The organism is Tamlana carrageenivorans, assembly GCF_002893765.1.
Lineage (GTDB): Bacteria > Bacteroidota > Bacteroidia > Flavobacteriales > Flavobacteriaceae > Pseudotamlana > Pseudotamlana carrageenivorans.
The window spans coordinates 2,437,501-2,463,514 of sequence record NZ_CP025938.1 but is presented as its reverse complement, the minus strand read 5'-3'; the positions used below and the strand labels follow the sequence as shown (position 1 = coordinate 2,463,514).

The following is a 26,014-nucleotide window of genomic DNA, read 5'->3' as shown; positions in this document are numbered from 1 at the left end:
AAATCAATCTTTTTTACTTGCGGTTACTTTTATTTTTTTTGGAGGCGTCTCAGAACTCGATAAGCCTTTTTTATTCATAACACTTACAACGTGCGACTCCATTTTAAGCCTCATTAATCTTGATCGCCCATCTACAAACTGCGATCTTATTTCTTTTACTTCATTTTTCAAATGCGCAATCTCATATACTTTTTTATCTGCGTTATGAGAACTGGCAATCATAATTAAGGCCAAACCCGAAATAAAGAGAATGACGCGCCAATTTTTAAACGAATCGTCACTCACCAAAAAAGTACCTCGCAATACGTGATAGATGCTTTGCTTCATTATCTTTTTTCTGCCAATCTTAACTTGGCACTCCTTGCTCTATTATTTTCTTTAATTTCAGCCTTTGAGGGCACAATCAATCCATTCACCTTTTTTAAAGGCACCTCAAAATTCCCAAAAATATCACGTTCAGGCTCCCCTTCAAACATCCCATTTCTAATAAACCTTTTCACAAGACGATCCTCAAGTGAGTGATAAGAAATAAAGCTCAACCTACCTTGTTCATTCAATAATTCTGGTGTTTGCATCAAAAATTCCTTTAACACTTCAATCTCCTGATTCACCTCAATACGTATGGCCTGATATATTTGAGCCAACACCTTATTAGCATGTCGAGGTGGCAAAAACTTTTTAAGAACTTTTTTTAATTGTTCGCTGGTTACAATTGGCTCAACGGTTTCGCGATACTCAACAATTAACCGAGTCATTGCTGGCGCAGCGCGCAACTCACCATATTGGTAAAACACATTTTTAAGCTGCTCTTCATCATATTCGTTAACTACATTAAAAGCCGAAAGCGCACTACTTTGATTCATTCGCATATCTAAATCAGCCTCAAAACGTGTTGAAAATCCGCGTTTAGCCACATCAAATTGATGCGAAGACACTCCAAAATCAGCAAGAATACCATCCACTTTTTTCACACCATGAAACCTTAAAAAGCGTTTTATATATCTAAAGTTTTCATGAATTAAAGTAAACCGCGCATCATCGAGCGCATTTTCTAGTGCATCGGCATCTTGATCGAAAGCAAATAGCTTACCTTGATCATTTAACCTAGATAAAATCTCTTTACTGTGACCACCACCACCAAAAGTCACATCAACATACACGCCGTCAGGCTTAATATTTAAACCATCAACCGACTCTTTTAATAGTACTGGATTATGATATTCCATAGTCTTCCTCGTCTTGTCCCATTACTTCTTCGGCTAAATCTGCAAAATCAATCGCTGCATCATCAATAGCCTTTTCATATAAATCCTTATCCCATATTTCAATAATATTGATGGCAGATGCCACAACGATATTTTTTGAAATATTTGCAAACACAATTAAATCTTTTGGCACCAACAAACGACCGTTCACATCAACCTCAACCATTTTAGCACCCGCAGTAAACCTTCTTATAAAATCGTTGTTCTTTTTCTTAAACTTATTTAGCTTGTTCATTTTTCGCATGAGCGCTTGCCATTCAGCCATAGGATACAGCTCTAAACACTGCTGAAACACCGATCGACGTAATACAAATCCTTCTTCCAAAACACCAGACAGCTGTTTTTTGATGGAAGCAGGCATCATCAATCGCCCTTTTGCATCAACTTTACAATCGTATGTCCCTGTAATTAAGTCCAAAGCAGTTCAATAAAAATCTAAACGTTTAAGTGTCAAATATATTGAAAAATATACCACAATTTACCACATTATACCACATTGTTAATAAATTATCGACTAACTCACCATTAAAACCCACAAAAAACGAAACAAAAACCTCACGCCCCCTATTATTATCGCATTACAATAATTAATATGTTTATTTTCACATATTGTTAACATCTTGAAACGGACTTAACCCTTTTTAATTCAATTTCTTAGACATTTGATATTCTTGACACTAATTATTTTGGTGGAAATATGAATGAAATACCTATATTTGTTTTTAATGATAGACTATAAGATTAATGACGAATCATTTAAAAAAAGAAGGTAAATTCAGTTACATTGAAGCCGGAGAAGGCACTCCTATAATCCTACTACACGGACTTATGGGCGGGTTAAGTAATTTCGAGGCAGTAATTGATTTTTTTAGCAATAAAGGCTATAAAGTTCTTATACCAGAACTGCCACTATACTCCTTATCCTTACTAAAAACAAACGTAAAAAACTTTGCAAATTACTTGCATGAGTTTATTCTTTTTAAAGGATATGATAGCGCTATTCTTTTAGGCAACTCACTTGGTGGCCACATTGGCTTATACCATACAAAAATGTATCCAGAAAGCGTTAAAGCCCTAATTATAACAGGGAGTTCTGGATTATATGAAAGCGCCATGGGCAGTGGCTACACGAAAAGAAGTGATTACGAAGTCATCAAAAAGAAAGCTCAAGATGTATTTTACGACCCTGCCATAGCGACTAAAGAAATTGTTGATGAAGTATACGAAACGGTTAACGATCGTAACAAACTTATAAAAACACTCGCTATTGCTAAGAGTGCCATTAGGCATAATATGTCTAAAGATTTACCCAAAATGAATACCCCAACATGTATTATTTGGGGTAAAAATGATCAGGTGACTCCGCCAGAGGTTGGGGAAGAATTTAACGATTTACTACCCGACTCTGATTTGTTTTGGATTGATAAATGCGGACATGCTGCTATGATGGAACATCCAGAAGAATTTAACCAAATTATGAGTACTTGGTTAGAAAAAAGAGGGTTTTAAGACACCCCTTATATCATTAGCTAACAAAATAAATATTCCGTTTTGAAAATTAAGTCTGCCGAATTTGTAATGAGTAATTCTGATGTTGCAAAATGTCCTAAAAGTAGACTTCCAGAATATGCTTTTATAGGACGAAGTAATGTGGGTAAATCATCACTCATTAATATGCTAACGAGCCGAAAAAGTCTTGCAAAAACTTCGGGTCGACCAGGAAAAACTCAACTTATCAATCATTTTTTAATTAATAAAAACTGGCACCTTGTTGACTTACCAGGCTATGGATATGCTCGGGTTTCTAAAAGCTCCAAAAAGGTATTTCAAAAATTTATAACCCAATATTTCGGCTTACGAGAACAACTTGTTACTGCTTTTATTTTGGTTGACATCCGCCATACCCCACAACCTATCGATTTAGAATTCATGCAATGGATGGGAGAAAACGGCGTCCCTTTTTCCATCATTTTCACTAAGGCCGACAAATTAAAACCAAAAGCCATTGAAAACCATGTTGAAGCCTATAAAAAAATCTTACTAGAGTCTTGGGAAGACATGCCCAACTATTTTATAACGTCATCGAGTAACGAAACAGGGAAAGAAGATGTGTTAGCATATATAGATAGTCTAAACAATAATATGGAGCTTGATAATTAAAAACACGCGTTTTTTTCAGTTGCCTTCTTTCTGACTTATCTTCTACCCCTTTACATCTAAAGCATCACGCAAAGCATTTCCAATTAACATAAAAGCCATCACCAAACTCATAATACACAACCCAGGAATGATCGCCAAATAAGGTTTTCCTAAAATAATATAATTATAATGATCTTTTATCATTGCTCCCCAACTCGCCATAGGCGATTGTGCTCCAATACCTAAAAAGCTCAAACCACTTTCAATTAATATTGCTGAAGCGAAATTAGCTGCTGATATTACAATAACAGGAGCCATAATATTTGGTAATATATGCTTGGTAATAATTCTAAAATCGTTATATCCTAAAGCTCTTGCGGCAGTAACGTATTGCATTTCCTTCACACTAATAATTTGCCCCCTAACCACTCTTGCTACTTCAACCCACATGGTTAAACCTACGGCAATAAAAACCTGCCAAAAACCTTTACCTAATGCCAAGGTAATAGCAATTACCAATAATAAAGTAGGAATGGACCAAGTTACATTTATCACCCACATAATAAGCGCATCCACTTTTCCACCAAAATATCCTGCCAGACTCCCCATAAAAAGACCAATTACTAAAGCAATAAAAACCGCTACAAAACCAATAAAAAAAGAAATTCGCGCTCCAACTAAAACCCTACTTAATAAGTCGCGACCATATTTATCTGTGCCAAAAAAGAAAGTTTTTTGGTTGATAAACGCTCCTCCAGAGTTATCTGTAAAATGATTTAGTTCTATTGATTTTTCTGCACCTTCAAGTCCGTCGGGAGCATATTCGGCATACACCAAACGGTCGTCTTCGACCCTATATTTTGAAATTGGAATTTCGGCATCTGTATTTTTTCGTCCAAAGAAAATCTTATCTAAACCACTTTGCTCCACATGTAATTGAGAGGATATAGTAAGCATAGTGACTTTAAAACCTGGCCTTTTAGAGTGAATAGCCAAATGCATTTGATTGGCATGCTGCGTGTTATCGGGTGCTAATACGTAAGCAAAAACAGAAATTAACCCAACCAAACCAATAAAACATAAACTAAACACGCCCCAAAAGTTCTTTTTAAACTTTTGGAGCGCTAATTGTTTTAGTGATTTTGATTTATGATTCATTTAGCCCAACTACTTTTTTTCTGATGCTCTATTAGTAGCTGCTACTTTTTTTGTTGTAGAGGTTAATTGTAAATCTTCTAAGACATGAAGTGCTTCCTCAACATATACATCCTGACTTAAATACTCATGCCAACGCTCTCTTTTCTCTTTTAAATCGGTGGTATCTTGAGTAAACAGCGACCTCTCATAAGAAGTCGAATTAAAGGTTAAATTCGTTTGGTAATCTGATATGGCATCAAACCTTGCAGCTTCAGCCTCATTACGTTCATTATCGGCGTTATAGGTTTCATAATTTAAGGAGTATACACTTTCATCGATTTTGGTTTTCACCCATTTTGCGTTTTCAGCGATAAGTTTTAGTTGTTGATTTCTACTCATGCGCTTTTTACTTCTTTTTATGGTTTCATCAAAATCATAATAACTTTTCCATGGTGTAAAAGGAGCTGCATCAATTTCATCCCAAGGCAAAGGGTTTTCTTTATCCTTTTCACCTACATCAATATAACTAAAACGTCCTGGCACTTCCACATCGCTTTTAACCCCTTCCAATTGCACGGAGCCTCCTGTAACTCTATAATATTTTTGTGTCGTTACTGCCAAAGCACCTAAGTCGCCACTGGTGTTGTTTCTAAGCATGTTATTTAAATTAATAACATTTTGAACCGTACCTTTTCCATAGGTTTGTTTTCCTCCTATAACAATAGCACGCTTATAATCTTGCATGGCAGCCGACATAATTTCTGATGCTGATGCCGAGATTTCATTAACTAAGATTACTAAAGGACCGTCCCAAGAGATGGACTTATCTTTATCTTTTAAAATTTCCTTAGATTCTCCCGAAGAGCGCACCTGAACCACTGGACCTTCTTTTATAAACAAACCAGCCATTTCAACCACTGTTGGTAAAGACCCTCCACCGTTATTACGAAGATCTAAAACAAGGCCTTCCATGCCATCTGCTTTTAAGTGTTCTATTTCTTCTTTAACATCTTTAGCGGCGTTCACGTTTTTATAGTCTTTAAAATCTACATAAAAAGCAGGTAAATTAATGATTCCAAACTTTTTACCATCTTTCTCTACTATAGATGATTTCGCATAAGTTTCAACCAACTCGACTACGTCTCTAACAATTTCAACATCTTTTATGGTGCCATCAACTTTTTTAATGGTTAGAATAACTTTAGTCCCCTTTGGACCTTTAATATATTTTATAGCATCACCAATGCGCATCCCTACAATACTTACAGGATGTTCTTCATACTCTTGACGTACTTTTAAAATCACATCTTCAACATCCAGTTTTTTACTTCGCCAAGCCGGACCTCCTGATATGAGTTCAACAATTTTAATATAATCCATGCGTTTTTGCAGTCTAGCACCAATACCTTCCAATTTTCCTGACATACGCTGATCGAAATCCTCTTTACTTTTAGGAGCAAGGTAATACGTGTGCGGATCGTACTCTTCAACAATAGAATTCACGTATACTGCGAAATAATCTTCACGTTTTAAATCGTCAATATTATCATGATAATGAATATCAATGGATCTTAGAGTAGATTCTCTAGCTTCTTTTTCAATTTCTTCTTCCGATTTCATGACGTAATTCGGATCTTTCTCCTTAGCCAATCTTTCCTGCTTAAGCAAATCATCATAATTAGAAATGGTAGAAAACTTCAATAATTTCCTCCAACGCTCACGCATTTGCTGCTTGTATCTTACAAAGGATGTTTTCTCATAATCTGTTTCATAAGATTCATCTATTCGGTAATCAAAAGGTTTAGAAAGCACATCCTTATACATTTCTTCACCTTCTGCAATACGCTCTAATAAACGTTCATGAACCACATCGAAAAAGGTAATTTCTTTATTTTTTATTTGTTCGTCTAATAAAAACTTGTACTTCTCAAAATACTCAATATCAGAAGCATAAAAATAACGCTTAACGGGATCTACAGCTTGAATATAATGGTTGAATAACTTTTCAGAAAATGTATCATCTAGTTCTATCGGGTCTACATGCCCTTGTTCTAATACAAAGGTTATTATTTGAATAAGTAATTTATCTTTATCAGGGTTGCTAAATTTTTTAGTGGTAAAACTACAAGACGCAAACGCCAGTAAAAGCAATAGCGAAAACACTTTATAATTCCTTTTCATAATTTTCTTCATCATTAAAATATTTGGTTGCAATTTAAAGCAAAGCTTATTTTGTCACTAAAATAAAGAAAAAACTATGCCGTCCTTTAGAATTGTAACTAATTTTTTGTTAAACCAAAGAAATTAGGGCCAAACACTCGAAATTACGTATTTTAGCCCTGCTATTTAAAAGATAAAAATGACAAAAAGACCGCTTATTTTAGTGACCAACGATGATGGTATTAGTGCGCCAGGCATAAGGCGTTTAATTGGGATAATGAATAAGATTGGAGAGGTTGTTGTGGTAGCTCCCGATAGGGCGCAAAGTGGCATGGGGCATGCCATCACACTTAACTCCACCCTTTACGCCGAAGAAGTTTTTATAGATGATGGTCCTCAAAAGGAATTTAGCTGTTCTGGAACTCCTGCCGATTGTGTGAAAATTGCTATTAGAGAAATTTTAGATCGTCAACCAGATCTTTGCGTTTCGGGTATAAATCACGGTTCGAACTCCTCAATAAACGTCATTTATTCAGGAACGATGAGTGCGGCTATTGAAGCAGGTTTAGAAGGCATTCCCGCCATAGGTTTTTCGCTTTTAGACTACAGTTGGAATGCAAATTTCGAAGGCTGTGACAACTTTGTAAAAACCATAACTGAAAACGTTTTAAAAAACGGCATCCCTCAAGGCATCGTTCTTAATGTTAACTTACCTAATTTACCAAAAGCCGATATAAAAGGCATAAAGGTTTGCAGACAAGCTAAGGCCAATTGGGTGGAAGAATTCGACAAACGCAAAACACCTCAAGGAAAAGATTATTACTGGCTAACTGGTAAATTTGTTAATTTAGATGGCGGAGAAGACACCGATGAATGGGCCCTAGAAAACGGATACGTCTCGGTAGTTCCCACACAATTTGACCTTACCGCCCATCACTTTATTAAAGACTTAAATACTTGGAATTTAAATGATTAAAAAAGATGTTTTTATTGGAATGCTTGTTGGCTTAATTGCCAATGGTATCGGACTTTATTTAACAGCGACTTTGTTAGGACAGGGAGACGATTTTTTAACGGTAATTAAAGCAGCAGCTAACGAAGGGTTTCTTGGGAAATTGATCAGTTTAGGAGCGATTTTAAACCTCATTGCATTTTTTGTTTTTATAAGAAAAAAACAAGATTATAGAGCAAGAGGCGTTTTATTAATAACTGTTTTTATCGCTGTATTCACCTTTGTTTTCAAGTTGTTTTAACGGGTAAACGCTCCTTTTTAATAACTTATTCAATAATATGACCTTATGAAATATTATATCATAGCTGGAGAAGCATCGGGCGACTTACATGGGGCCAATTTAATAAAAGCTTTGCTTAGCATTGACAAGCAAGCCGCTATTAGATGTTGGGGTGGCGATTTAATGCAAGAAGCTGGAGGAACCCTTGTAAAACATTATAAGGAACGTGCTTTTATGGGTTTTTCTGAAGTCGTTCTGAACCTCAATAAAATTTTCAAGTTGATTTCATTTTGTAAAACCGACATTGAAAAGTTTAATCCAGATGTGGTCGTTTTTATTGATAATTCGGGTTTTAACTTACGAATTGCCAAATGGGCTAAAGCAAACGGATTTAGAACCAATTATTACATTTCACCGCAAGTATGGGCCTCTAGAGCCAGTAGAGTTCAGGCTATAAAACGTGACATTGACGACATGTTTGTCATTCTGCCTTTCGTAAAAGATTTTTACAAAACATATGATTTCAAGGTCAACTTTGTTGGTCATCCTTTAATTGATGCCATTACGAACAGAAACCCTGTTAATGAATTCGATTTTAGAACAACTAACAACCTGAGCGACAAACCCATTATTGCGCTTCTTCCAGGAAGCCGTAAACAAGAAATTACAAAAATGCTTTCTGTGATGCTAAGTGTCGTAACAAGCTATCCGGACTATCAATTTGTAATTGCTGGAGCTCCTAGTCAGGAATATGAGTTTTATAAAGGCTTTATCCAATCCGACAATGTTAAATTCATTGCCAATAAAACTTACGACTTGCTCAGTATTTCGTATGCAGCCCTCGTCACTTCTGGAACAGCGACTTTAGAAACCGCACTATTTAAAGTACCTCAAGTGGTTTGCTACAAGGGTAGCGCTATCTCATATCACATCGCCAAACGCATTATCACCTTAAAATTTATTTCACTGGTAAATTTAATAATGGATCGTGAAGTTGTTACAGAATTGATTCAAAATGATTTTAATAAAGAAAAACTTCGCATAGAGCTCGATAAAATCTTAGATCACACCGTTCGAGAAAAACTCTTTTTAGATTACTATGAATTAGAGCGCGCTTTAGGCGGAAAAGGTGCTAGTTTAAAAACAGCTCAATTAATATACAACGGTATAAAAGTTTAGATATTTATGAAAAAAAGCCTCTTTATCCTTATTATAATTATCAGTTTTAGCAGCTGTAAACCATCTAAATCGGCTAAACGAAAAAAAAATACGCCAGATCGTGTTGAAATAAAAACAGATGCTGAAGTTGCTACAGACTACCATATCGAACCCAAGGAAACTATTAAAAAACGATCTAAAAGAAGACCTTCACCGGAACCTAAAGCCGACCAAATTATAGATTATGCTTTAAAATTTGAAGGCACACGTTACAAGTGGGGAGGCACGACCAAATCTGGAATGGATTGCTCGGGTTTAGTTTTTGAATCTTTTAGAACCCATGATATTTTGTTGCCTAGAATATCGAGAGATATGGCAAAAAAAGGCACGAAAATTCCTTTAAAAAAAGTCACTCAAGGTGATTTATTATTTTTTAAAACAGGAGGACGAAGAAATGCAATAAACCATGTTGGTTTAATTGTAGCGATTCGCAACAATGATATTGAATTTATTCACGCCACAAGCAGTAAAGGTGTAATCATTTCACATTTAAACGAATCGTACTGGCAAAATGCCTTTGAAGAAGCTCGACGTATTTTGTAGGATTTTTTGTATATTTCGCAGCTATGAAGCTGCTTAACTTTACAATAATAAAACTTTTAATATGCCTTGTAACCGGTATTCTTATCGGTTATTTTTTTGATATCAAGTTTTCAAACTTGATAATGATTAACACTATTGGTTTCATTAGTGTTTCCATAGCTTATTTTAGGGCGAAACAACAGTTTATAAAAACCATTTGGTTTGACGTTTTTTCATTTCTAACCATGATGAATATTGGGGTTTTAACCACCCATTTTCATGATGAAAAAAACTTATCGAACCATTATTCGCATAGCCTAACTTCTAATACCGAGGCCTTACAAACCATTACTTTTAGAATCAAAGAAATACTAAAACCATCGATGTATGAGAACAAATACATCGTAGACATTTTAAAACTCGACAAAAAGGAAGTCGTAGGCAAAACTTTATTAAGTATTAGAAAAGACACTACCAATTTAGAGGTTCACATCGATGATATTTTAGTTAGCTGCACATCTTTTAACCCCATCCCATATCCATTAAATCCGAACCAATTTAATTACAAGAGGTATTTATCAAGACAATACATTTATCATCAAATCAGATTAAACCCTTCTGAGTTATTAAAAGTAAAACCTGGCAAACCAACGCTATTTGGCCTTTCTGAAAACATTAGAAAACATATTATTACCAGTTTAAGCCATTATAATTTCAAACCTGATGAACTTGCTATCATTAACGCCTTGTTTTTGGGGCAACGACAAAGTATCAGTGAAGAAGTGTTTAATCAATATAGCAATGCAGGAGCTGTACATATATTAGCCGTTTCTGGGTTACATGTGGGTATTATTTTAATGGTATTTAACTTTGTATTACAACCTTTAGAACGAATTAGAAATGGAAAACTTATTAAAACCTTTTTGGTTTTGGCCTTACTTTGGTCTTTTGCTGGGATAGCAGGATTATCGGCATCTGTGATTCGGGCGGTAACCATGTTTAGTATCATGAGTATCGCCATGAACTTAAAACGCCTCACCAATATTTACAACACCTTAGCCATTAGCATGTTTATATTACTGCTTTTTAGGCCACTTTATATATTCGATATTGGGTTTCAACTAAGTTATATAGCTGTTATAGCCATTGTAAGTATCGACCCTTATTTGTATAAATTATGGCAACCAAAAAACAAAATTATTGATATCTATTGGCATACTTTAACCGTTACCGTAGCTGCTCAAATAGGCATTCTTCCGTTAAGTTTATACTATTTTCATCAATTTCCAGGCTTATTTTTTATTACGAACATGGTGATTATTCCTGTTTTGGGAGGTGTTTTAGGCCTTGGTATTATTGTCATACTACTAGCTTGCTTAAATATGCTACCCCATTTTATCGCTGCTTTATTTGGGAAAATTATAAGTTTAATGAATGCCTTTATGGCTTGGATAGCCCATCAAGATCTATTTATTTTTCATGATATCCCTTTCGGATGGATACATTTAATAGCCTTCTATCTCATCATTTGTACTGGTTTTAACTTTTTATTGAAGAAGCATTACAAATCGATTATGGTTTTATTAGTCTCAATTATAGGCATTCAAATCATATGGATTCATACGAAATTAGACACTGTTTCAAATGAATTTGTCATTTTTCACAAAAGCAGGCACAGTCTAATAAGTCATACCAAAAAGCACCGTATTTTTATTGCTCATGATTTTGATAGTTTATCCGCTAAAAAAGACAAAGTCATTACAAACTACGTGTTAGAAAATCAAATAAACAAGCTCCATAAGGAGCCATTAAAACCAGTTTATCAACTTAATAATAAACTTTTATTTGTTATAGACAGCTTTGGAGTTTACGATATAAAACAGAGTAATCCAGAATACATTTTACTCCGCCAGTCGCCGAAAATTAATTTAAATAGACTAATAGAAACCTTATCACCCAAGCACATTATAGCCGACGGCAGTAATTATAAAAGCTATATTAATCAATGGGAAACGATATGTAAAAAACACAAACTTCCATTTCATCATACCGGAAAAAAAGGGGCTTTTATTTTAGCCTATTAAGTTTTTTAATAAGAAGAAAAAAATACAGTTTTATAAATTCTTTATCCTTTAAACTCTGGCTTAAAGGCTTGATAATATTCATTAAATTGTTCTTGAGTAGTGATGTTTTTATGTTCGTCCTTATAAAACATTTTTAGATATAATTCCAATTGATTAGGTTGTTGGTACCCACGAATAGGAGCTATAACTTCAGAGTTTTCATCAAAAAACACAACAGTTGGGTAGGCACTAACTTGTAAGTAGCGTGTTAAATCATGAACTGCATTCCTTCTGTTAGCTAATTTAGGATCGTACTTTGGGTTTTCAAATACTTTTCCTTTATACGATACTTGAGTGTTACCTTCAGCATTAAATTTTACAGCATAAAAATTTTTGTTAACGTAATTCGCCACATCAGCATTCTGAAAGGTGTTTTTATCTAACATTTTACAAGGACCACACCAATTGGTGTAAACGTCCATCATGATTTTTTTAGGTGTTTTTTTTTGAAGTTCTAATGCTTCATTAAGCGATATCCAATGAATCTCTTGCCCTATACTTTTAAAGCTTATAAAACCAAAAACCAGAATAAAAAGTATCTTATTTTTCATATTGTATTTGTTGCAAAACGAGTTTCGAACTTACAAAAAATGCTCCTAAAAAGGAGCATTTTATATAAATTTCTATCAGGTAGTGCTTATTTCACACCATGCATCAGTTTTTTCATAACTGGAGTTAACCCCATTACTATTAATCCTGCTACAACAGGCACAATGGTAAAGATTAAGAAGAAGGTTGCTAAATCATATTGTGCTGTAATTTTATCAATCATACCCCCCATAGTTCCCGCTGCTTTATTTCCTAATCCCACAGCAATATACCAAAGTCCGAACATCATACCAATTTTAGCTGCCGGAACTAATTTACTCACATAAGATAACCCTACTGGTGACAAAGAAAGCTCACCTAGCGTATGTAATAAATAAGCCAAAATTAACCAAACAATACTAACTGAAGCTGTTTGAGCGCCTTGAGGTATTCCTGAAGAACCATAAGCTAATACGCCAAAACCTAGTCCCAGTAAAACTAGACCAATACCAAATTTTACGGTGGCAGGCGGATTGTATTTACTTTCCCAAATTTTTGAAATTAGCGGTGCAAAGGCGATAATATAAAAGGAGTTTAAAATGGAGAACCAAGAAGCAGGTACTTCGGTTTCAACTTCTGAAAATTGATTCTTAAGCATCCATATCACAATACCCCATATAATCACAAAACTAGTTCCGAGAAAAAAGTTTGACAAGGCATATTTACTAAATGTTATTCTAAATAATTGCCACAAAACATAGGTAATAATTAAAAGTGGTACTACGGTTAGTAGTGTATTGGCCACTCTAAAAATATTAGCTGCATTGCCTTCTAAGACACGATCTGTATAATCTGCTGCAAAAATAGTCATAGAACCCCCTGCTTGTTCAAAAGCTGCCCAGAAGAAAATAGTAAAGAAGGCTAAAATTCCAACGACAATGTAACGATCGCGTTGCACGTTGGCAGGTACAACGGCTTCCTCAACAACAGGATCTTCACTTTGAGTTTCTATAGCATCATCATATTCTATGGAATCTGAAGGTGACAATCCGATACGCCCAAAAATCTTTTGAGAAAACCAAAATTGTAGCATTCCAAAAAACATAAAAATACCTGCTAATCCAAATCCATAATGCCATCCTACCATTTCACCTATATAACCACAAAGTAAAATACCCAAAAAAGCACCTGCATTGACACCCATATAAAAAATGGTAAAAGCACCATCCTTTTTATCTTGAGCATTTTTATAAACACCGTTGATGATCGAGGTAATATTTGGTTTAAACAATCCGTTACCGGCCACCAATAAGCCAATTCCTAAATATAAACTCCATGGTGTATCTAGCGCCATAGCCGCATGCCCAGAAGTCATAATAAAAGCACCGATAGCAACAGCTTTTCTATACCCCAGAAATTTATCTGCAATAAAACCACCTAAAATTGGAGAGAAATATACTAACATAGTATAAGTACCGTAAAGTCCTAGAGCTTCCTCTCGAGACCATGCCCAACCACCATCAATTAAAGAGGAGGTTAAAAACAATACTAATATGGCACGCATCCCATAATAGGAAAAGCGCTCCCACATTTCGGTGAAAAATAAAACAAATAAACCTGAAGGGTGTCCCATTAATAGTTTACGATTCATATCGGAACCCTCGAATCTCACTTTAGTCATTTCCATTTAATATATTATCTTTTAATGTTCTGCAATTTCCATTTCTTTAGCTTCAATAATATGCTCATTATCTTCAGCCCCATGTGTAAGGCGTTTTAATGGTTTCAATATTAATATAAACAAGCCACCAACAACAACAGTAAATACTAATATCCCGGCAAAAATGGTGTATTCCCCGAAATCTGATGCGGACTCGCCTATAATCCCAGCGACTTTATTGCCTAAGCCCGAAGAGGCAAAATAAACCCCCATCATTAATGATGCATATTTTGCAGGTGCTAGTTTAGTGATAAACGATAATGCTACTGGAGATAAACATAATTCTCCAAGGGTATGAAAAAGGTAAGCCAAAACCAACCAGATCATACTAGAGGTACCAGATTTTTCAAATTCCATTACCGCAAACACCATAAACAAAAAGCCAAAGCCCATAATAATGATACCTAAAGCCATTTTAAATAATGAAGAAGCCTCTTTTCCTTTTAGTTTTCTTTTAGCCCAAAACCCAGCTACGGCAGTCGCAAAAAGAATGATAAATCCAGCATTTAAGCTTTGAAACATAATAGTTGGCACCTGCCAGCCACCAATCATTCTGTTGGTTTTTGTGTCGGTATAAATATTCATTAAGCCTCCTGCTTGCTCGAAAGCCCCCCAGAAGATAATCACCATAATAAACGAGAGTAATAGCACAATAAAACGATCTTTATAAATCTGTGAATCTAATTCTCTATAAATCATCATTAAAAGTGCTGCAATGGCTGTTAAAAACAAGAACAACAAACCATAACCCCAATTCATGAAATACCATCCTATAAATGAAGCTACTACTAAAACTGCTGTGATAATAAGATGCTTTGGAGAATTGAACAATTGGCCATATAACTTCCCATAGGACACTTCATCTTTAGGATTTTCAACTACCGTATGATTACCAACTTGAACTAGGTATTTTTGTCCGCCTAAATAGTTAATCAAACCTAATACCATCACGATACCGGCCAATCCAAAACCAGCGTGCCAGCCATAATTGGCAACAACAACACCAACTATTAAAGTCGCTAAAAGTGAGCCTAAGTTAATACCTATATAAAAGATACTAAAACCTTTATCTCGACGAATATCGCCTTGTTGATACAAGCCTCCTACCATAGTAGAAATATTAGGTTTTAATAATCCAACCCCTAAAATAACCAAGCCTAGACCTGTGTAAAAGGCCCAAATATCGGTAAGCACTAAAACGCCGTGCCCTAAACAAAGAATTATAGCGCCATATAAAACGGCTTTTTTCTGTCCGATGAGTTTATCGGCAATCATACCTCCAGGAATGGCTATAATATAAACCAGCATGGTATACCAACCATATAGCGCAAGTGCTTCTTTGCTCGTCCAACCCAGTCCAACTCCTCGAGCATCAGCTCCTAATTCTGTCGAGGCTACCATATATAACACCAATATGGCACGCATCCCATAATATGAGAAACGCTCCCACATTTCAGTTAAAAATAAAATATACAACCCTATTGGTTGTCCGAATAGTTCCTTTTGATGTGGTTTTATTACCGTATCTGACATAGGTTTCTTTATTGGTTAATAATTATTGGTTATTCGTTGTTTGTCAATAATTTATCTTCTATAAATGTAGACATTTTTTTAAACAAGTGTAATCTGGTATTGCCGCCATAAATCCCATGATTTTTATCTGGATAAATCGCCCAATCGAATGGTTTATCGGCTTGAATTAAAGCTTCTGCTAAGCGCATGGTGTTTTGCACATGCACATTATCATCAGCCGATCCATGAATTAAAAGAAAATCCCCCTTTAGATCCTTGACATGATTTATTGGGGAGTTATCATCATAGCCACTTGGATTTTCTTGAGGCGTTGTCATGTAGCGTTCTGTATAAATAGAGTCGTAAAATCGCCAGCTAGTAACAGGTGCTACGGCAACGGCCATTGAAAACACATCATGACCTTTAAACAAGCAGTTACTACTGATAAAACCACCAAAACTCCAGCCCCAAATACCAATCTTATTCTTATTAATATATGGGAGATTACCTAACTCCTTTGCTGCAGCAATTTGATCTTCTACTTCGTACTTCCCTAATTCATTTTGGGTGACTTTTTTAAACTTAGCACCTTTAAAACCTGTTCCGCGGCCATCAATACAAACCACAACAATTCCCTTTTGAGCTAGATATTGATACCAGTAATCATTAGAAGAATTCCAATGGTTTGCAACTTTTTGAGATCCAGGCCCAGAATACTGTGTCATGAATAACGGATACTGCTTGTTTTCATCAAAATTAGCAGGCTTTATCATCCACATATTTAAATCGTTTCCGTTTATTGAAATGGTACTGAATTCTTTAACTGAAGTTTGATAATCCTTTAATTTATCGGTTAAAGCCTTATTGTTTTTAATGTTTTTAATTACAGCTCCTGTTTTAGAATTGTTTAAGGTGAATTCTGGTGCTGTAGATGCGTTAGAAAACGTATTAATAAAAAATGAAAAATCGGCACTAAATGCCGCTTCATTCGTACCTTCTTTTTCAGACAAACTCTTTTTATTGCGTCCGTTTAATTTAATGGCGTAAACATCCCTATTAATCGATCCGTTTTCTACAGATTGATAGTAAATTATATCTTTTTCTTCATTATACCCGTAGTAATCGGTCACTTCCCAGTTGCCTTTTGTCACTTGATTAATCAGTTTTCCTTTTTTATCATAGTGGTAAATATGATTAAACCCATCTTGCTCGCTGGTCCAAATAAAACTATTATCTTCTAAAAAAGTTAAGTTATCGGTAACATCAACATAAGCCTCATCTGTTTCAGCTAGAACTAAATTGGATGTCATTTTTTTTGTATCAATCATCCATAAATCCAAGGCATTTTGGTGTCTATTTAAAAACTGTGCACTAAACACATCAGCATCATTGGACCAAGCAATTCTGGCGATATAAAAATCTTCATACTTTTTATTTACAGCAATATCTGTAAGTGCTTCCGATTTTAAATCATATAAATGAAGTGATACTTTAGAATTAGCTTCTCCGGCCTTAGGATATTTAAAAACTTGTTGTGTTGGGTAAAGCTGTTTTCCATAAACATCCATTGAAAATTCAGGAACTTCCGTTTCATCAAATTTAATAAAGGCAATTTTATTACTATCGGCGTTCCAGTCGAAAGCCCTTACAAAGCCAAATTCTTCTTCGTAAACCCAGTCGCTAATACCGTTAATAATTTTATTCTTTTCGCCATCAAAAGTGATTTGCTTTACCGTATTCGATATCAAATCCTTTACAAACAGATTGTTTGCTTTGGCAAATGCTACTTTAGTACCATCGGGTGAAAATGTTGGCTCTTGAATACCAACTTCAGAAATTCGTGTTAATTTTTGTTTCTTAACATCGTAAACGTAGTATTCACCAATGGACGAGCGACGATAAATAGCCTGTTCATTACTGGCTAAAATGACTTTTTGTTCATCGGCACTAAACGTATAATTAGTAAAATATGCCAAATCGTTTAAGTCTCTTGAAGACACTAAAGTTTTTACTTTTTCTAGTGTTTCATAATCGTAAATATCTACTGAAGTACTTCGTGAGGCAAGATCGAAATTTAGTACAGAATACTGTTTACCATTGGCCATGGAATGTAAAGCATCCATATATTCTGTTCTAAACCTGCCGTACTTCCAAATGTCTTCAAGGGTAATATTTTTGGTTTGCGCCGATATTAAAGAAGTTATAAATAAGCAAACACAAAAAGATAATTTTAAATGATTCATGTAGTATTTTGGTTGATTACGAAACACATAAAACGTTCAAAAAACCATCATTTATTAAGGTTACCTTTTGACGATTATAGGTGTTTCTAGAAAAAAATATTTTTTATTCAAAAATGATGTCAAGGTTACTAAAAATTATACAAAAAACAGGCATTATTAACAGTTAAATAACATGATTGAAACAATTATTCCTTTTTTAGTTATAATATGTTACTAGACTTTTTAAGGTAAAATCTTTTTCAGACTTCTGTTTGCGCCCTATAATCAAACCTTCAAAAAGCCATTTACGAAGTAAAATACCAAATAAAAATGCAAACAAGCACTTATATTAAAAAGCGACATGCAGAAATTACTAGCAGGAACACTATATTTGTCGAGCAAATTACAGGTTATGAGTAAAACAATTTCTGGCTTTTCAAAACTATCCAAATCAAAAAAAATAGATTGGATTGTTGACACTTATTTTTCAAATGCCGAGGACGCCAAATCCATATTAAAACAATATTGGAACACCAACGATAAGCTGCAACAGCTTCATGATGAATTTATAGAAAACACCATAACCAATTACTATTTACCCCTTGGTGTTGCACCTAATTTTTTGATAAACGACAAGTTTTATACCATCCCTATGGCTATTGAAGAAAGCTCTGTTGTTGCTGCTGCGAGTAAAGCGGCTAAATTTTGGTTGGATCGTGGCGGGTTTAAAACCACGGTTATTTCAACTACAAAAATTGGTCAGGTACATTTTATGTACAACGGAGATACCGAAAAACTGAAACGCTTTTTTCAAGATGTAAAGCCTAAGCTTTTTAAAGAATCGGAGGCGATTACCAAGAACATGACTAAGCGTGGAGGCGGCATTTTAGATATTGAATTAAGAGATAGAACGGCCGAAATTGATAATTACTTTCAACTACATGTGTCGTTTGAGACCTTAGATGCCATGGGCGCTAATTTTATCAATTCCTGTTTAGAACAGTTTGCAAAAACCTTTAAAAAGGAAGCTTTAAATTTTGATTTGTTTACAGAAACCGAGCAGCAAATTGAAATTGTGATGAGTATTCTTTCCAATTATGTTCCCGATTGCTTAGTACGTGCCGAAGTGAGTTGCCCTGTTGAACAACTAAGCGATCATTCTGAAATTTCTGGTGAAGCTTTTGCTCGTAAATTCATTCAAGCCGTAAATATTGCTGAAATCGAACCTTACCGTGCCGTTACACATAACAAAGGCGTAATGAATGGTATTGACGCTGTAGTACTTGCTACAGGAAACGACTTTAGAGCTATTGAAGCTGGCGTACATGCTTATGCCGCTAGAAACGGACGTTATAGTAGTTTATCTCATGCTAAAATTGAAGACGGCATTTTTAAATTTTGGATGGAAATTCCATTGGCTCTAGGTACGGTTGGCGGACTTACAGGTTTACATCCTTTAGTGAAATTGTCCTTAGAAATGCTTCACAAACCTTCAGCCCAAGAATTAATGCAAATTGTGGCTGTTGCTGGGCTAGCACAAAATTTTGCAGCCTTGCGCTCGTTAACCACTACAGGCATTCAGCAAGGGCATATGAAAATGCATTTAATGAATATTTTAAATCAGTTTGAAGCTAACGACAAAGAAAAACTAAAACTCACAGCCTATTTTAAAACGAAAACCGTCACACACAATGCGGTTATTGAGAGGTTGAAGGAGTTGAGGAGTTGAAGAAGTTAGGGTGTTAAGTCTTATTTATGTTTGATAGTAAAACCATTTATAGCAACGGGAAATTATTGATTTCTGGAGAGTACGTCGTTCTTGATGGTGCTGTTTCTTTGGCGGTTCCTACGAAATTCGGGCAATTTTTAAACATTATTCCAATAGGTGAAAAAAGACTTGTTTGGACCAGCTTAGATGAAAAAAGCGAGGTTTGGTTTGAAGGAGTTTTCGATATAGATTTATTTTCTTCGGAAGTCGATTGTGAAATATCGCAGCGTATTACACAAATTTTAAAAGCTGCGAAGGATTTAAATCCGAGTTTTCTAGCTTCGACTGAAGGGTTTCATGTATCTACAAAATTAGATTTTCCTAGAAATTGGGGACTGGGCACGTCTTCAACATTGATTAACAACATTGCTGAATGGGCTGGAGTTGATGCCTTTCAGCTGTTAGAAAAAACTTTTGGAGGCAGTGGTTACGATATTGCTTGTGCACAAAATAATAGTGCTATAACGTATCAGTTAGAAAATAACACACCGTTTGTTCTTCCTGTTGAATTTAATCCGTCGTTTAAAAACAACCTCTATTTTGTTCATCTGAATAAAAAACAAAACAGTCGCGAGGGCATTAAACAATACAATGAGACTAAAGTACAGTCGAATTTTTCGGTTGAAGAGATGAACGCTATCACTTCTGAAATGATTTCAAGCGATTCGTTAGAAGATTTTAAAGCATTAATTGTTCATCATGAAAACTACATATCGAAAATCACAAAACAAACGCCTGTAAAAGATTTATATTTTGAAGATTTTGAAGGCGCTATAAAAAGTTTAGGCGCTTGGGGCGGTGATTTCATTTTAGTGGCTTCGGATGAAAATCCGACTTCATATTTTAAAGCTAAAGGGTTTCATACCATTATTCCATATCGTAACATGGTACTTTAAACTGAGTTCCTTATTCCTCTTCTAGATCGGCTGGTTTTTTATGCCAATAAGAGGCCAATATGGATCCTGTTATATTCATAAGCGGCCCAAAAACAGCGGGTGCAAGTCCCATAGTTGCTATTTTCCCTAAGGAATTAGCAATACCAGATGCCAAACCTCCATTTTGCATACCAACTTCCAAGGCGATGGTTCTCGAATCCTGATGATTTAGTCGTAATAATCTCGCATACCAATAGCCCAAAAAGTAACCAAACAAATTATGAATTAACACTAGTACCATTAAAAGAACACCTATTTCCAATAAATTATCACGGCCAGCTGCAGTGATAATCACGATAATAGCACCAATTCCAAACATGGAAATTAATGGTAAAATACGTCTAAACCCATCTATCTTCTCTTTAAGCAATTGATTAACTAACAAACCAGCGCCAATAGGAAGAATAATCATTTTAACAATACTCCACATCATAGCATACACATCAATTTCAACAAACTCTCCAGCAAAAACTTTCATTAAAAGCGGGGTTACAAAAGGCGCGATTAATGTCGCTATGGAAGTAATTGTGATCGAGAAAGCCAGATTTGCTTTTGCCAAATAAGCCATAACATTAGAAGCGACACCACTAGGCGAAGAACCAATTAACACAATACCTGCCGCAATTTCGGGAGGGAACCCACTAAACTTGGCTAATAAAAACCCCATGATAGGCATGATACCTAACTGCGCCGATACGCCAACAAAGACACCTTTAGGCGATTTAATAACCGCTCCAAAATCGCGAATACTCATAGACGTTCCCATGCCAAACATAATAAGTTGAATAAGTGGGATAATTAGTATGGTTAATTGCACGTCTCCAAGGCTTACAAAGTATTTTGGATAAAATAAGGCCAAAGTTACCCCTGCAAAAATTACAGCAGTAAAAACAAAACCATTTAATAAATCGTAACCTTTAAATCCTATGGCTAAAAAAATAAAGAAAGCCACTAAAAAGATTCCAGATTGTTGAATATTATCCGATAATATACATCCGAAGAAAATTAGTAAAAGTATGACTGAAATTCCTAAGGCAAGTTTATGAATATTTTTATTTCTCATAATAGGCTTTATGCGTCTAAAATATGAACCGAAATGCATTAATAGTACACCTCTAAAATAATAAGAAAAAATTCAGCAAAAAAAAAGTGCTTTATTAAAATTAAAATTATTGTTGTCCGATAAAAAACAGAATTAGCTAAAAAAGCTTTGGTGTTGGCCTTTTTTATTGATCGCACTCTTTATTTTGAAAACAGAACCTCCTTATGGGTCAAAAAGGCTTAATTGCCCAATGTTTTTGGTTGTAATCTCTTCCCAATTAGCTTCTGGGTTTTTCAGGAATTTGAACAAATCGATATATGTCATCAAATGGTATCGTATGACGGACATCATATTGGAATAAGCCCAGTTTCTTTGGGCTTTTCTTTGGATCACAAGCATAATGAGCTGGATTATCAAACTGACCCAGATTTGTATTTCGATGGCATTTTGATTGTCTCCCAAAAAATACTTTAGCGGAAAGTTCTGTTTAAGCCGCTTGAACATCGTCTCAATCTGCCACCTATTTTTATAGATGTCGGCTATTTTGTCTGCATCAAGATCATAATTATTAGTGATGAACTCATAAACTTTTTGGTGCTTTTCGTGCCAAAAAGCGATTCTCCTCAGGGAAAAAGCATTGCCGTTTTTGTCCGTAAGCCCTATTTTTTCGTCCTTTAAGACAGCATCGTCCACTTTATTGGAGATATCAAACTCTTCAAGGCTTGTATAGCGAGCATTGTCCTTTTGCCGAGTCACAAAGTAAACATCTTCCAGTGTCCATTTTTGGTATTGCTCATAATCCACATACCCTTTGTCAAAAACCACATAAGAGCCCTTCTTGAGTTCCAGGTCTTTTAAAAAGGTGTGGTCGTGCGTGGCCGCGCTTGAAAACTTAATCAGACAAGGAACGTCTTCCATGGCGTTTATCATAGTATGCATCTTGATACCTCCTTTCTTTTTGCCGTTGAGCGGGTTCCTTCCTACACCTTTAAGAATGTCACTAAATAGGGGGATGGTCGAGGAATCAACGATTTTAAGGTTCTTCACTGCAGGTTCTAAGGGTCTGCTGTCCGATAAAAAGCGATGGTAACGTTTGTAGAGTAAATGATAAATATCGGCAAATACTTCAGAGCTTCTTCTCCTGTTAGCATCTGACAAGGTACTGCGTTTTGGAAAGTCCGTGAGTCCTAGATGGTTGATCTTTCCCTCGCAGGCAAGCATAATACTGGAAACCTCACGAAGTGAGCTACAGCCACTGATCACGGTAAATACCATAGTGGCCAAATGCTCATAGGTGGTAAACTTTTTGGTATAGCGATCGCTGTTGTGCTTTTTGGCTGTCCGATGAACATCTTTGGGCAAAATGAAATTTAATACCTGTTTGATTATGGGTTGTCCGCTAAAGTTTTTACTTTTATTCATATCTTGGATGTGTGATAACTTCAAGATACAAAATAAGCGGGAAATCCTATCTTGGAAATCCCGCTTTTTAAATCTTTTATCGGACACTAATGAATTAAAATAAACTTCGTTCTGTACTAGACATCTTAATTTTCAGTTAATAGCGGATCAGTCCTAAAAGTTGGGGACTAGGCATAAATTTGTGCTAATCTAAAGAGGAAGAATTCCTTATTTCTCACACCTCTAAGTTGTTGTCTAAAGGCTTTGATCTTTGCATTAAAAGATTCAGCAGCCGCATTGGTACTTCTGTTGTCAAAATAGTTTAATATTCCCCTGTAATTTAGGGAGATTGTGTTCATAACAACTCTAAAGCTTTTAAAGCCACTATTTTCAATTTGATTGTACCAAAGTGCCAATTTAGTCATTGCTATATTTTTGTCTGTACAAGTATTGTAAATTACTCTTAGCTGGTTTGACAAGTCATAAGCTTCCTTTATCATAGGGTATTGCTTGAATAAAATTCCTGCCCTTTCCTTTTGGGAACTAGTCCATTTGTCAGGACTTTTGAATAGAAGATACCTACTTCGTGCTAGCAGTTGTTTGCGCGTATCCCCGTTACTAAATACTTCTGCTAGATACTGGTAGTTATTATTTTTAGCTGTCTTGATAGCCTCATTTTCTAGTTCTAGAGCTTGCCAGCGGTATTTTACTCTAATATCTTGTACAGCATCAGAAGCTAGTTGTTGTACATGAAAGCGATCAATGACTTGCACGGCTCTTGGGAAGCTCTTCTTTGCAATTAGTTTCATGCCACCGGCCATAACTAAGGTTATTTCTTCTACCAACCTCCGCTTGCCTTCAGGTATCTTTTTAAGATATTTAATAACCTCTTCAGACTTAGTTCCTGAAATAATAGCTACAATAGAACCTGCTCTACCTTTGGCTTTTTTATTGGTTACTACGGTGTATAACTCTCCTTGTGAAAGTGCTATTTCATCTATAGATAATCGTTTGCCAATATTTTGAGGGTAGACTAACCATTTGGTGGATTGCTCAAGGTATTCCCAATCTTTAAATTCACTTAAATAATCTCGATATTGGCGCTGTAGCTTTTTACCATCTAAACCATACAAATTAGCTATAGTTTGCGTGCTAGTATTGTTATTATCGATTAATTTCTTTTAAAAAAGCGGCAAACTCGGTGGTCATACGAGTGCCTTTTGCTACATTATTCCAGTCTCTTTGCAGGGTTTCTTTTGTGTCTACATCACGCCATCTGCGGCGCTTTAAATGCAGATAAACTAGTTTCCCCCTAAGTGGAAAATCCTCGATAATTATTTCTTTATGAAAACCTTTAGATTCTACTTTACGTGTTTTAAAACTATTTGGGATAATGTTCTTCTCTTCGAAATACAACCGAAGTTTATCTTCTTTTGAAGAACTATTTTTAAAACTAAAATGAGCTACCAGAAAATCAGGTAGTAATAAGGATAATAAATCTTTAGAAATTTCTACGGAATTTAATTTTTTCCAAAGATAAAATTATTTTTACTCCCCAACTTTTGTGCTTGATCCCTTAGAGAGGCTACCAAAAAATGGTCGATGCCTATTAGGAACTGGGGCATTATTTTAAACCAGTTTTTAACTATATTTGAAAAAAGGGTTCAACTTTAAAAAAGCTAAACCCTAGATTTATAACTTACACACTTTTCGGGATAGTGTCCCTCTATAGATTAACTACTATTTTTGCTTAATTCTAAAATCCCCCAACTTTTGCTCTTGATCCAACTTTTGTTCTTGATCCGTGATAATTTCTAATCAAGGTTCCAGAAAGTATCAAACAAAAAAAAGCCTCCCTGCAAATTGCAAAGAGGCTTTAAAGTTTACTGTGACCGGGCTGGGGCTCGAACCCAGGACCCTCTCCTTAAAAGGGAGATGCTCTACCAACTGAGCTACCAGGTCAGTTTTGGTTGTTGGTTTCTGGTTTTTAGTTATTGGTGTTACTAATAACCATCAACCAATAACTAGTAACCATTAAAAATAAAAATCCTCAACAAATAAATGTTGAGGATTTGAAAAAGGCAACGACCTACTCTCCCACTAATGTAGTACCATCGGCGCTAATGGGCTTAACTTCTCTGTTCGGAATGGTAAGAGGTGAGCCCCATCGCTATAACCACCTTAAGTTGTTCAATTCCTGCGTAGGCAGGAATCTCTTTAAAGAACCTTTACCCTAGCTTGGAAAAGATTCCCGTTTACACGGGAATAAATATTTTAACATATTGAAATAAGATCATGATTTGATAATAATAATGTATTGAACTCTACTTCCTAGCACTGAGCTTGTCGAAGTGTTTAAAAAAACAGGCGTACAATAAGCCTATGGGTTATTAGTACTACTCGGCTATGACATTACTGCCTTTACACCTATAGCCTATCAACGTGATAATCTCTCACGACCCTTTAAAGAAATCTCATCTTGTGGTGGGTTTCGCGCTTATATGCTTTCAGCGCTTATCCCTTCCAAACGTAGCTACTCTGCAATGCTCCTGGCGGAACAACAGATACACCAGAGGTTTGTCCAACTCGGTCCTCTCGTACTAGAGTCAGATCCACTCAAATTTCTAACGCCCACTGTAGATAGAGACCGAACTGTCTCACGACGTTCTGAACCCAGCTCGCGTGCCACTTTAATGGGCGAACAGCCCAACCCTTGGGACCTTCTCCAGCCCCAGGATGTGACGAGCCGACATCGAGGTGCCAAACCCCCCCGTCGATATGAGCTCTTGGGGGAGATCAGCCTGTTATCCCCGGCGTACCTTTTATCCTTTGAGCGATGGCCCTTCCATGCGGAACCACCGGATCACTATGCTCTACTTTCGTACCTGATCGACTTGTAGGTCTCTCAGTCAAGCTCCCTTATGCCATTGCACTCTACGCACGGTTACCAAGCGTGCTGAGGGAACCTTTAGAAGCCTCCGTTACTCTTTTGGAGGCGACCACCCCAGTCAAACTACCCACCAAGCACTGTCCCTTCAAAAGAAGGTTAGACTCTAGATAAGCAAAGGGTGGTATTTCAACAATGACTCC

22 protein-coding genes, 1 tRNA gene and 2 rRNA genes (1 of these 25 cut by a window edge) are annotated in these 26,014 nt (G+C 35.8%); 9 read left to right on the top strand and 16 right to left on the bottom strand.

The window, feature by feature from the left end; translation table 11 throughout:
* Window positions 1-3: 3 nt before the first annotated feature.
* Genes C1A40_RS10950 through mraZ form a run of 3 tightly spaced genes read right to left on the bottom strand, consistent with a single transcriptional unit; the run spans window position 4 to window position 1,683 of the window.
* Complete coding sequence (locus C1A40_RS10950) at window positions 4-327, bottom strand: FtsL-like putative cell division protein (protein WP_102995921.1); 324 nt, start codon at window positions 325-327, stop codon at window positions 4-6.
* Window positions 327-1,226 (bottom strand): 16S rRNA (cytosine(1402)-N(4))-methyltransferase RsmH, encoded by a 900-nt coding sequence (gene rsmH / locus C1A40_RS10945; RefSeq protein ID WP_102995920.1) that lies wholly within the window; start codon window positions 1,224-1,226, stop codon window positions 327-329. Before rsmH ends, C1A40_RS10950 begins: the two co-directional genes overlap by 1 nt.
* The gene (gene mraZ, locus C1A40_RS10940; RefSeq protein WP_067150094.1) at window positions 1,213-1,683 is read right to left on the bottom strand and encodes a division/cell wall cluster transcriptional repressor MraZ; all 471 of its coding nucleotides are present in this window, start codon (window positions 1,681-1,683) and stop codon (window positions 1,213-1,215) included. The genes rsmH and mraZ overlap by 14 nt, the downstream gene beginning before the upstream one ends.
* A 326-nt stretch (window positions 1,684-2,009) precedes the next feature.
* On the opposite strand from mraZ, the gene C1A40_RS10935 reads away from it, so the two are divergent.
* On the top strand, window positions 2,010-2,774 hold the full coding sequence (locus tag C1A40_RS10935) for an alpha/beta fold hydrolase (protein ID WP_102995919.1): 765 nt from the start codon (window positions 2,010-2,012) through the stop codon (window positions 2,772-2,774).
* Between the two features lie 42 nt (window positions 2,775-2,816).
* Window positions 2,817-3,425 (top strand): ribosome biogenesis GTP-binding protein YihA/YsxC, encoded by a 609-nt coding sequence (gene yihA / locus C1A40_RS10930; RefSeq protein ID WP_102995918.1) that lies wholly within the window; start codon window positions 2,817-2,819, stop codon window positions 3,423-3,425.
* A 42-nt stretch (window positions 3,426-3,467) separates the two neighbouring features.
* Here yihA and C1A40_RS10925 read toward each other — a convergent pair whose 3' ends face one another.
* Together C1A40_RS10925 and C1A40_RS10920 are read right to left on the bottom strand one after the other, a co-directional pair.
* Window positions 3,468-4,562: an ABC transporter permease gene (locus tag C1A40_RS10925; RefSeq protein ID WP_102995917.1), complete on the bottom strand. Its 1,095-nt coding sequence runs from the start codon at window positions 4,560-4,562 to the stop codon at window positions 3,468-3,470.
* 9 nt (window positions 4,563-4,571) lie between these two features.
* Window positions 4,572-6,722 (bottom strand): carboxy terminal-processing peptidase, encoded by a 2,151-nt coding sequence (locus C1A40_RS10920; protein ID WP_102997197.1) that lies wholly within the window; start codon window positions 6,720-6,722, stop codon window positions 4,572-4,574.
* 178 nt (window positions 6,723-6,900) lie between these two features.
* Between C1A40_RS10920 and surE the strand changes: the two genes are divergently transcribed.
* From surE to C1A40_RS10895, 5 genes are all read left to right on the top strand, one after another.
* On the top strand, window positions 6,901-7,677 hold the full coding sequence (gene surE, locus C1A40_RS10915; protein ID WP_102995916.1) for a 5'/3'-nucleotidase SurE: 777 nt from the start codon (window positions 6,901-6,903) through the stop codon (window positions 7,675-7,677).
* A complete protein-coding gene (locus C1A40_RS10910) occupies window positions 7,670-7,954 on the top strand; it encodes a hypothetical protein (protein ID WP_102995915.1) in 285 nt (94 codons plus the stop codon). Before surE ends, C1A40_RS10910 begins: the two co-directional genes overlap by 8 nt.
* Before the next feature lie 45 nt (window positions 7,955-7,999).
* Entirely contained in the window at window positions 8,000-9,112 is a 1,113-nt protein-coding gene (gene lpxB, locus C1A40_RS10905; RefSeq protein ID WP_102995914.1) for a lipid-A-disaccharide synthase, read from the top strand.
* A 6-nt stretch (window positions 9,113-9,118) separates the two neighbouring features.
* A complete protein-coding gene (locus C1A40_RS10900; protein ID WP_102995913.1) occupies window positions 9,119-9,694 on the top strand; it encodes a C40 family peptidase in 576 nt (191 codons plus the stop codon).
* 122 nt (window positions 9,695-9,816) lie between these two features.
* A complete protein-coding gene (locus C1A40_RS10895; RefSeq protein WP_241910386.1) occupies window positions 9,817-11,757 on the top strand; it encodes a ComEC/Rec2 family competence protein in 1,941 nt (646 codons plus the stop codon).
* A gap of 41 nt (window positions 11,758-11,798) precedes the next feature.
* On the opposite strand, the gene C1A40_RS10890 is transcribed toward C1A40_RS10895, so the two are convergent.
* The 4 genes from C1A40_RS10890 to C1A40_RS10875 form a co-directional block, all read right to left on the bottom strand.
* On the bottom strand, window positions 11,799-12,347 hold the full coding sequence (locus C1A40_RS10890) for a thioredoxin family protein (protein ID WP_102995911.1): 549 nt from the start codon (window positions 12,345-12,347) through the stop codon (window positions 11,799-11,801).
* A gap of 86 nt (window positions 12,348-12,433) precedes the next feature.
* Complete coding sequence (locus C1A40_RS10885) at window positions 12,434-14,011, bottom strand: peptide MFS transporter (protein ID WP_102995910.1); 1,578 nt, start codon at window positions 14,009-14,011, stop codon at window positions 12,434-12,436.
* 15 nt (window positions 14,012-14,026) lie between these two features.
* Window positions 14,027-15,577, bottom strand: a complete 1,551-nt coding sequence (locus C1A40_RS10880; RefSeq protein WP_102995909.1) for a peptide MFS transporter — start codon at window positions 15,575-15,577, stop codon at window positions 14,027-14,029.
* 29 nt (window positions 15,578-15,606) lie between these two features.
* Window positions 15,607-17,799, bottom strand: coding sequence for a S9 family peptidase (locus C1A40_RS10875; protein ID WP_102995908.1), 2,193 nt, complete (start codon window positions 17,797-17,799; stop codon window positions 15,607-15,609).
* A 340-nt stretch (window positions 17,800-18,139) separates the two neighbouring features.
* On the opposite strand from C1A40_RS10875, the gene C1A40_RS10870 reads away from it, so the two are divergent.
* Complete coding sequence (locus C1A40_RS10870) at window positions 18,140-19,507, top strand: hydroxymethylglutaryl-CoA reductase, degradative (protein WP_102995907.1); 1,368 nt, start codon at window positions 18,140-18,142, stop codon at window positions 19,505-19,507.
* Window positions 19,508-19,533: 26 nt separating this feature from the next.
* Window positions 19,534-20,442, top strand: a complete 909-nt coding sequence (locus C1A40_RS10865) for a GYDIA family GHMP kinase (RefSeq protein WP_102995906.1) — start codon at window positions 19,534-19,536, stop codon at window positions 20,440-20,442.
* A 10-nt stretch (window positions 20,443-20,452) separates the two neighbouring features.
* Here C1A40_RS10865 and C1A40_RS10860 read toward each other — a convergent pair whose 3' ends face one another.
* The 7 genes from C1A40_RS10860 to C1A40_RS10830 all read right to left on the bottom strand — a co-directional run.
* Window positions 20,453-21,544: a bile acid:sodium symporter family protein gene (locus C1A40_RS10860; RefSeq protein ID WP_102995905.1), complete on the bottom strand. Its 1,092-nt coding sequence runs from the start codon at window positions 21,542-21,544 to the stop codon at window positions 20,453-20,455.
* 201 nt (window positions 21,545-21,745) lie between these two features.
* Complete coding sequence (locus C1A40_RS10855; protein ID WP_102994338.1) at window positions 21,746-22,945, bottom strand: IS4 family transposase; 1,200 nt, start codon at window positions 22,943-22,945, stop codon at window positions 21,746-21,748.
* Between the two features lie 167 nt (window positions 22,946-23,112).
* Window positions 23,113-24,057 carry an ISAon1 family transposase gene (locus tag C1A40_RS10850; RefSeq protein WP_422395598.1) on the bottom strand — a complete coding sequence of 315 codons (945 nt, stop codon included), beginning with the start codon at window positions 24,055-24,057 and terminating at the stop codon, window positions 23,113-23,115.
* 31 nt (window positions 24,058-24,088) lie between these two features.
* Entirely contained in the window at window positions 24,089-24,394 is a 306-nt protein-coding gene (locus tag C1A40_RS10845) for an ISAon1 family transposase N-terminal region protein (protein ID WP_422395610.1), read from the bottom strand.
* A 419-nt stretch (window positions 24,395-24,813) separates the two neighbouring features.
* Window positions 24,814-24,886: transfer RNA gene (locus C1A40_RS10840), tRNA-Lys, on the bottom strand.
* A gap of 114 nt (window positions 24,887-25,000) precedes the next feature.
* Window positions 25,001-25,108 (bottom strand): 5S ribosomal RNA (gene rrf, locus C1A40_RS10835).
* Between the two features lie 186 nt (window positions 25,109-25,294).
* Window positions 25,295-26,014: ribosomal RNA gene (locus C1A40_RS10830) — 23S ribosomal RNA — on the bottom strand; it runs 2,099 nt beyond the window's last position.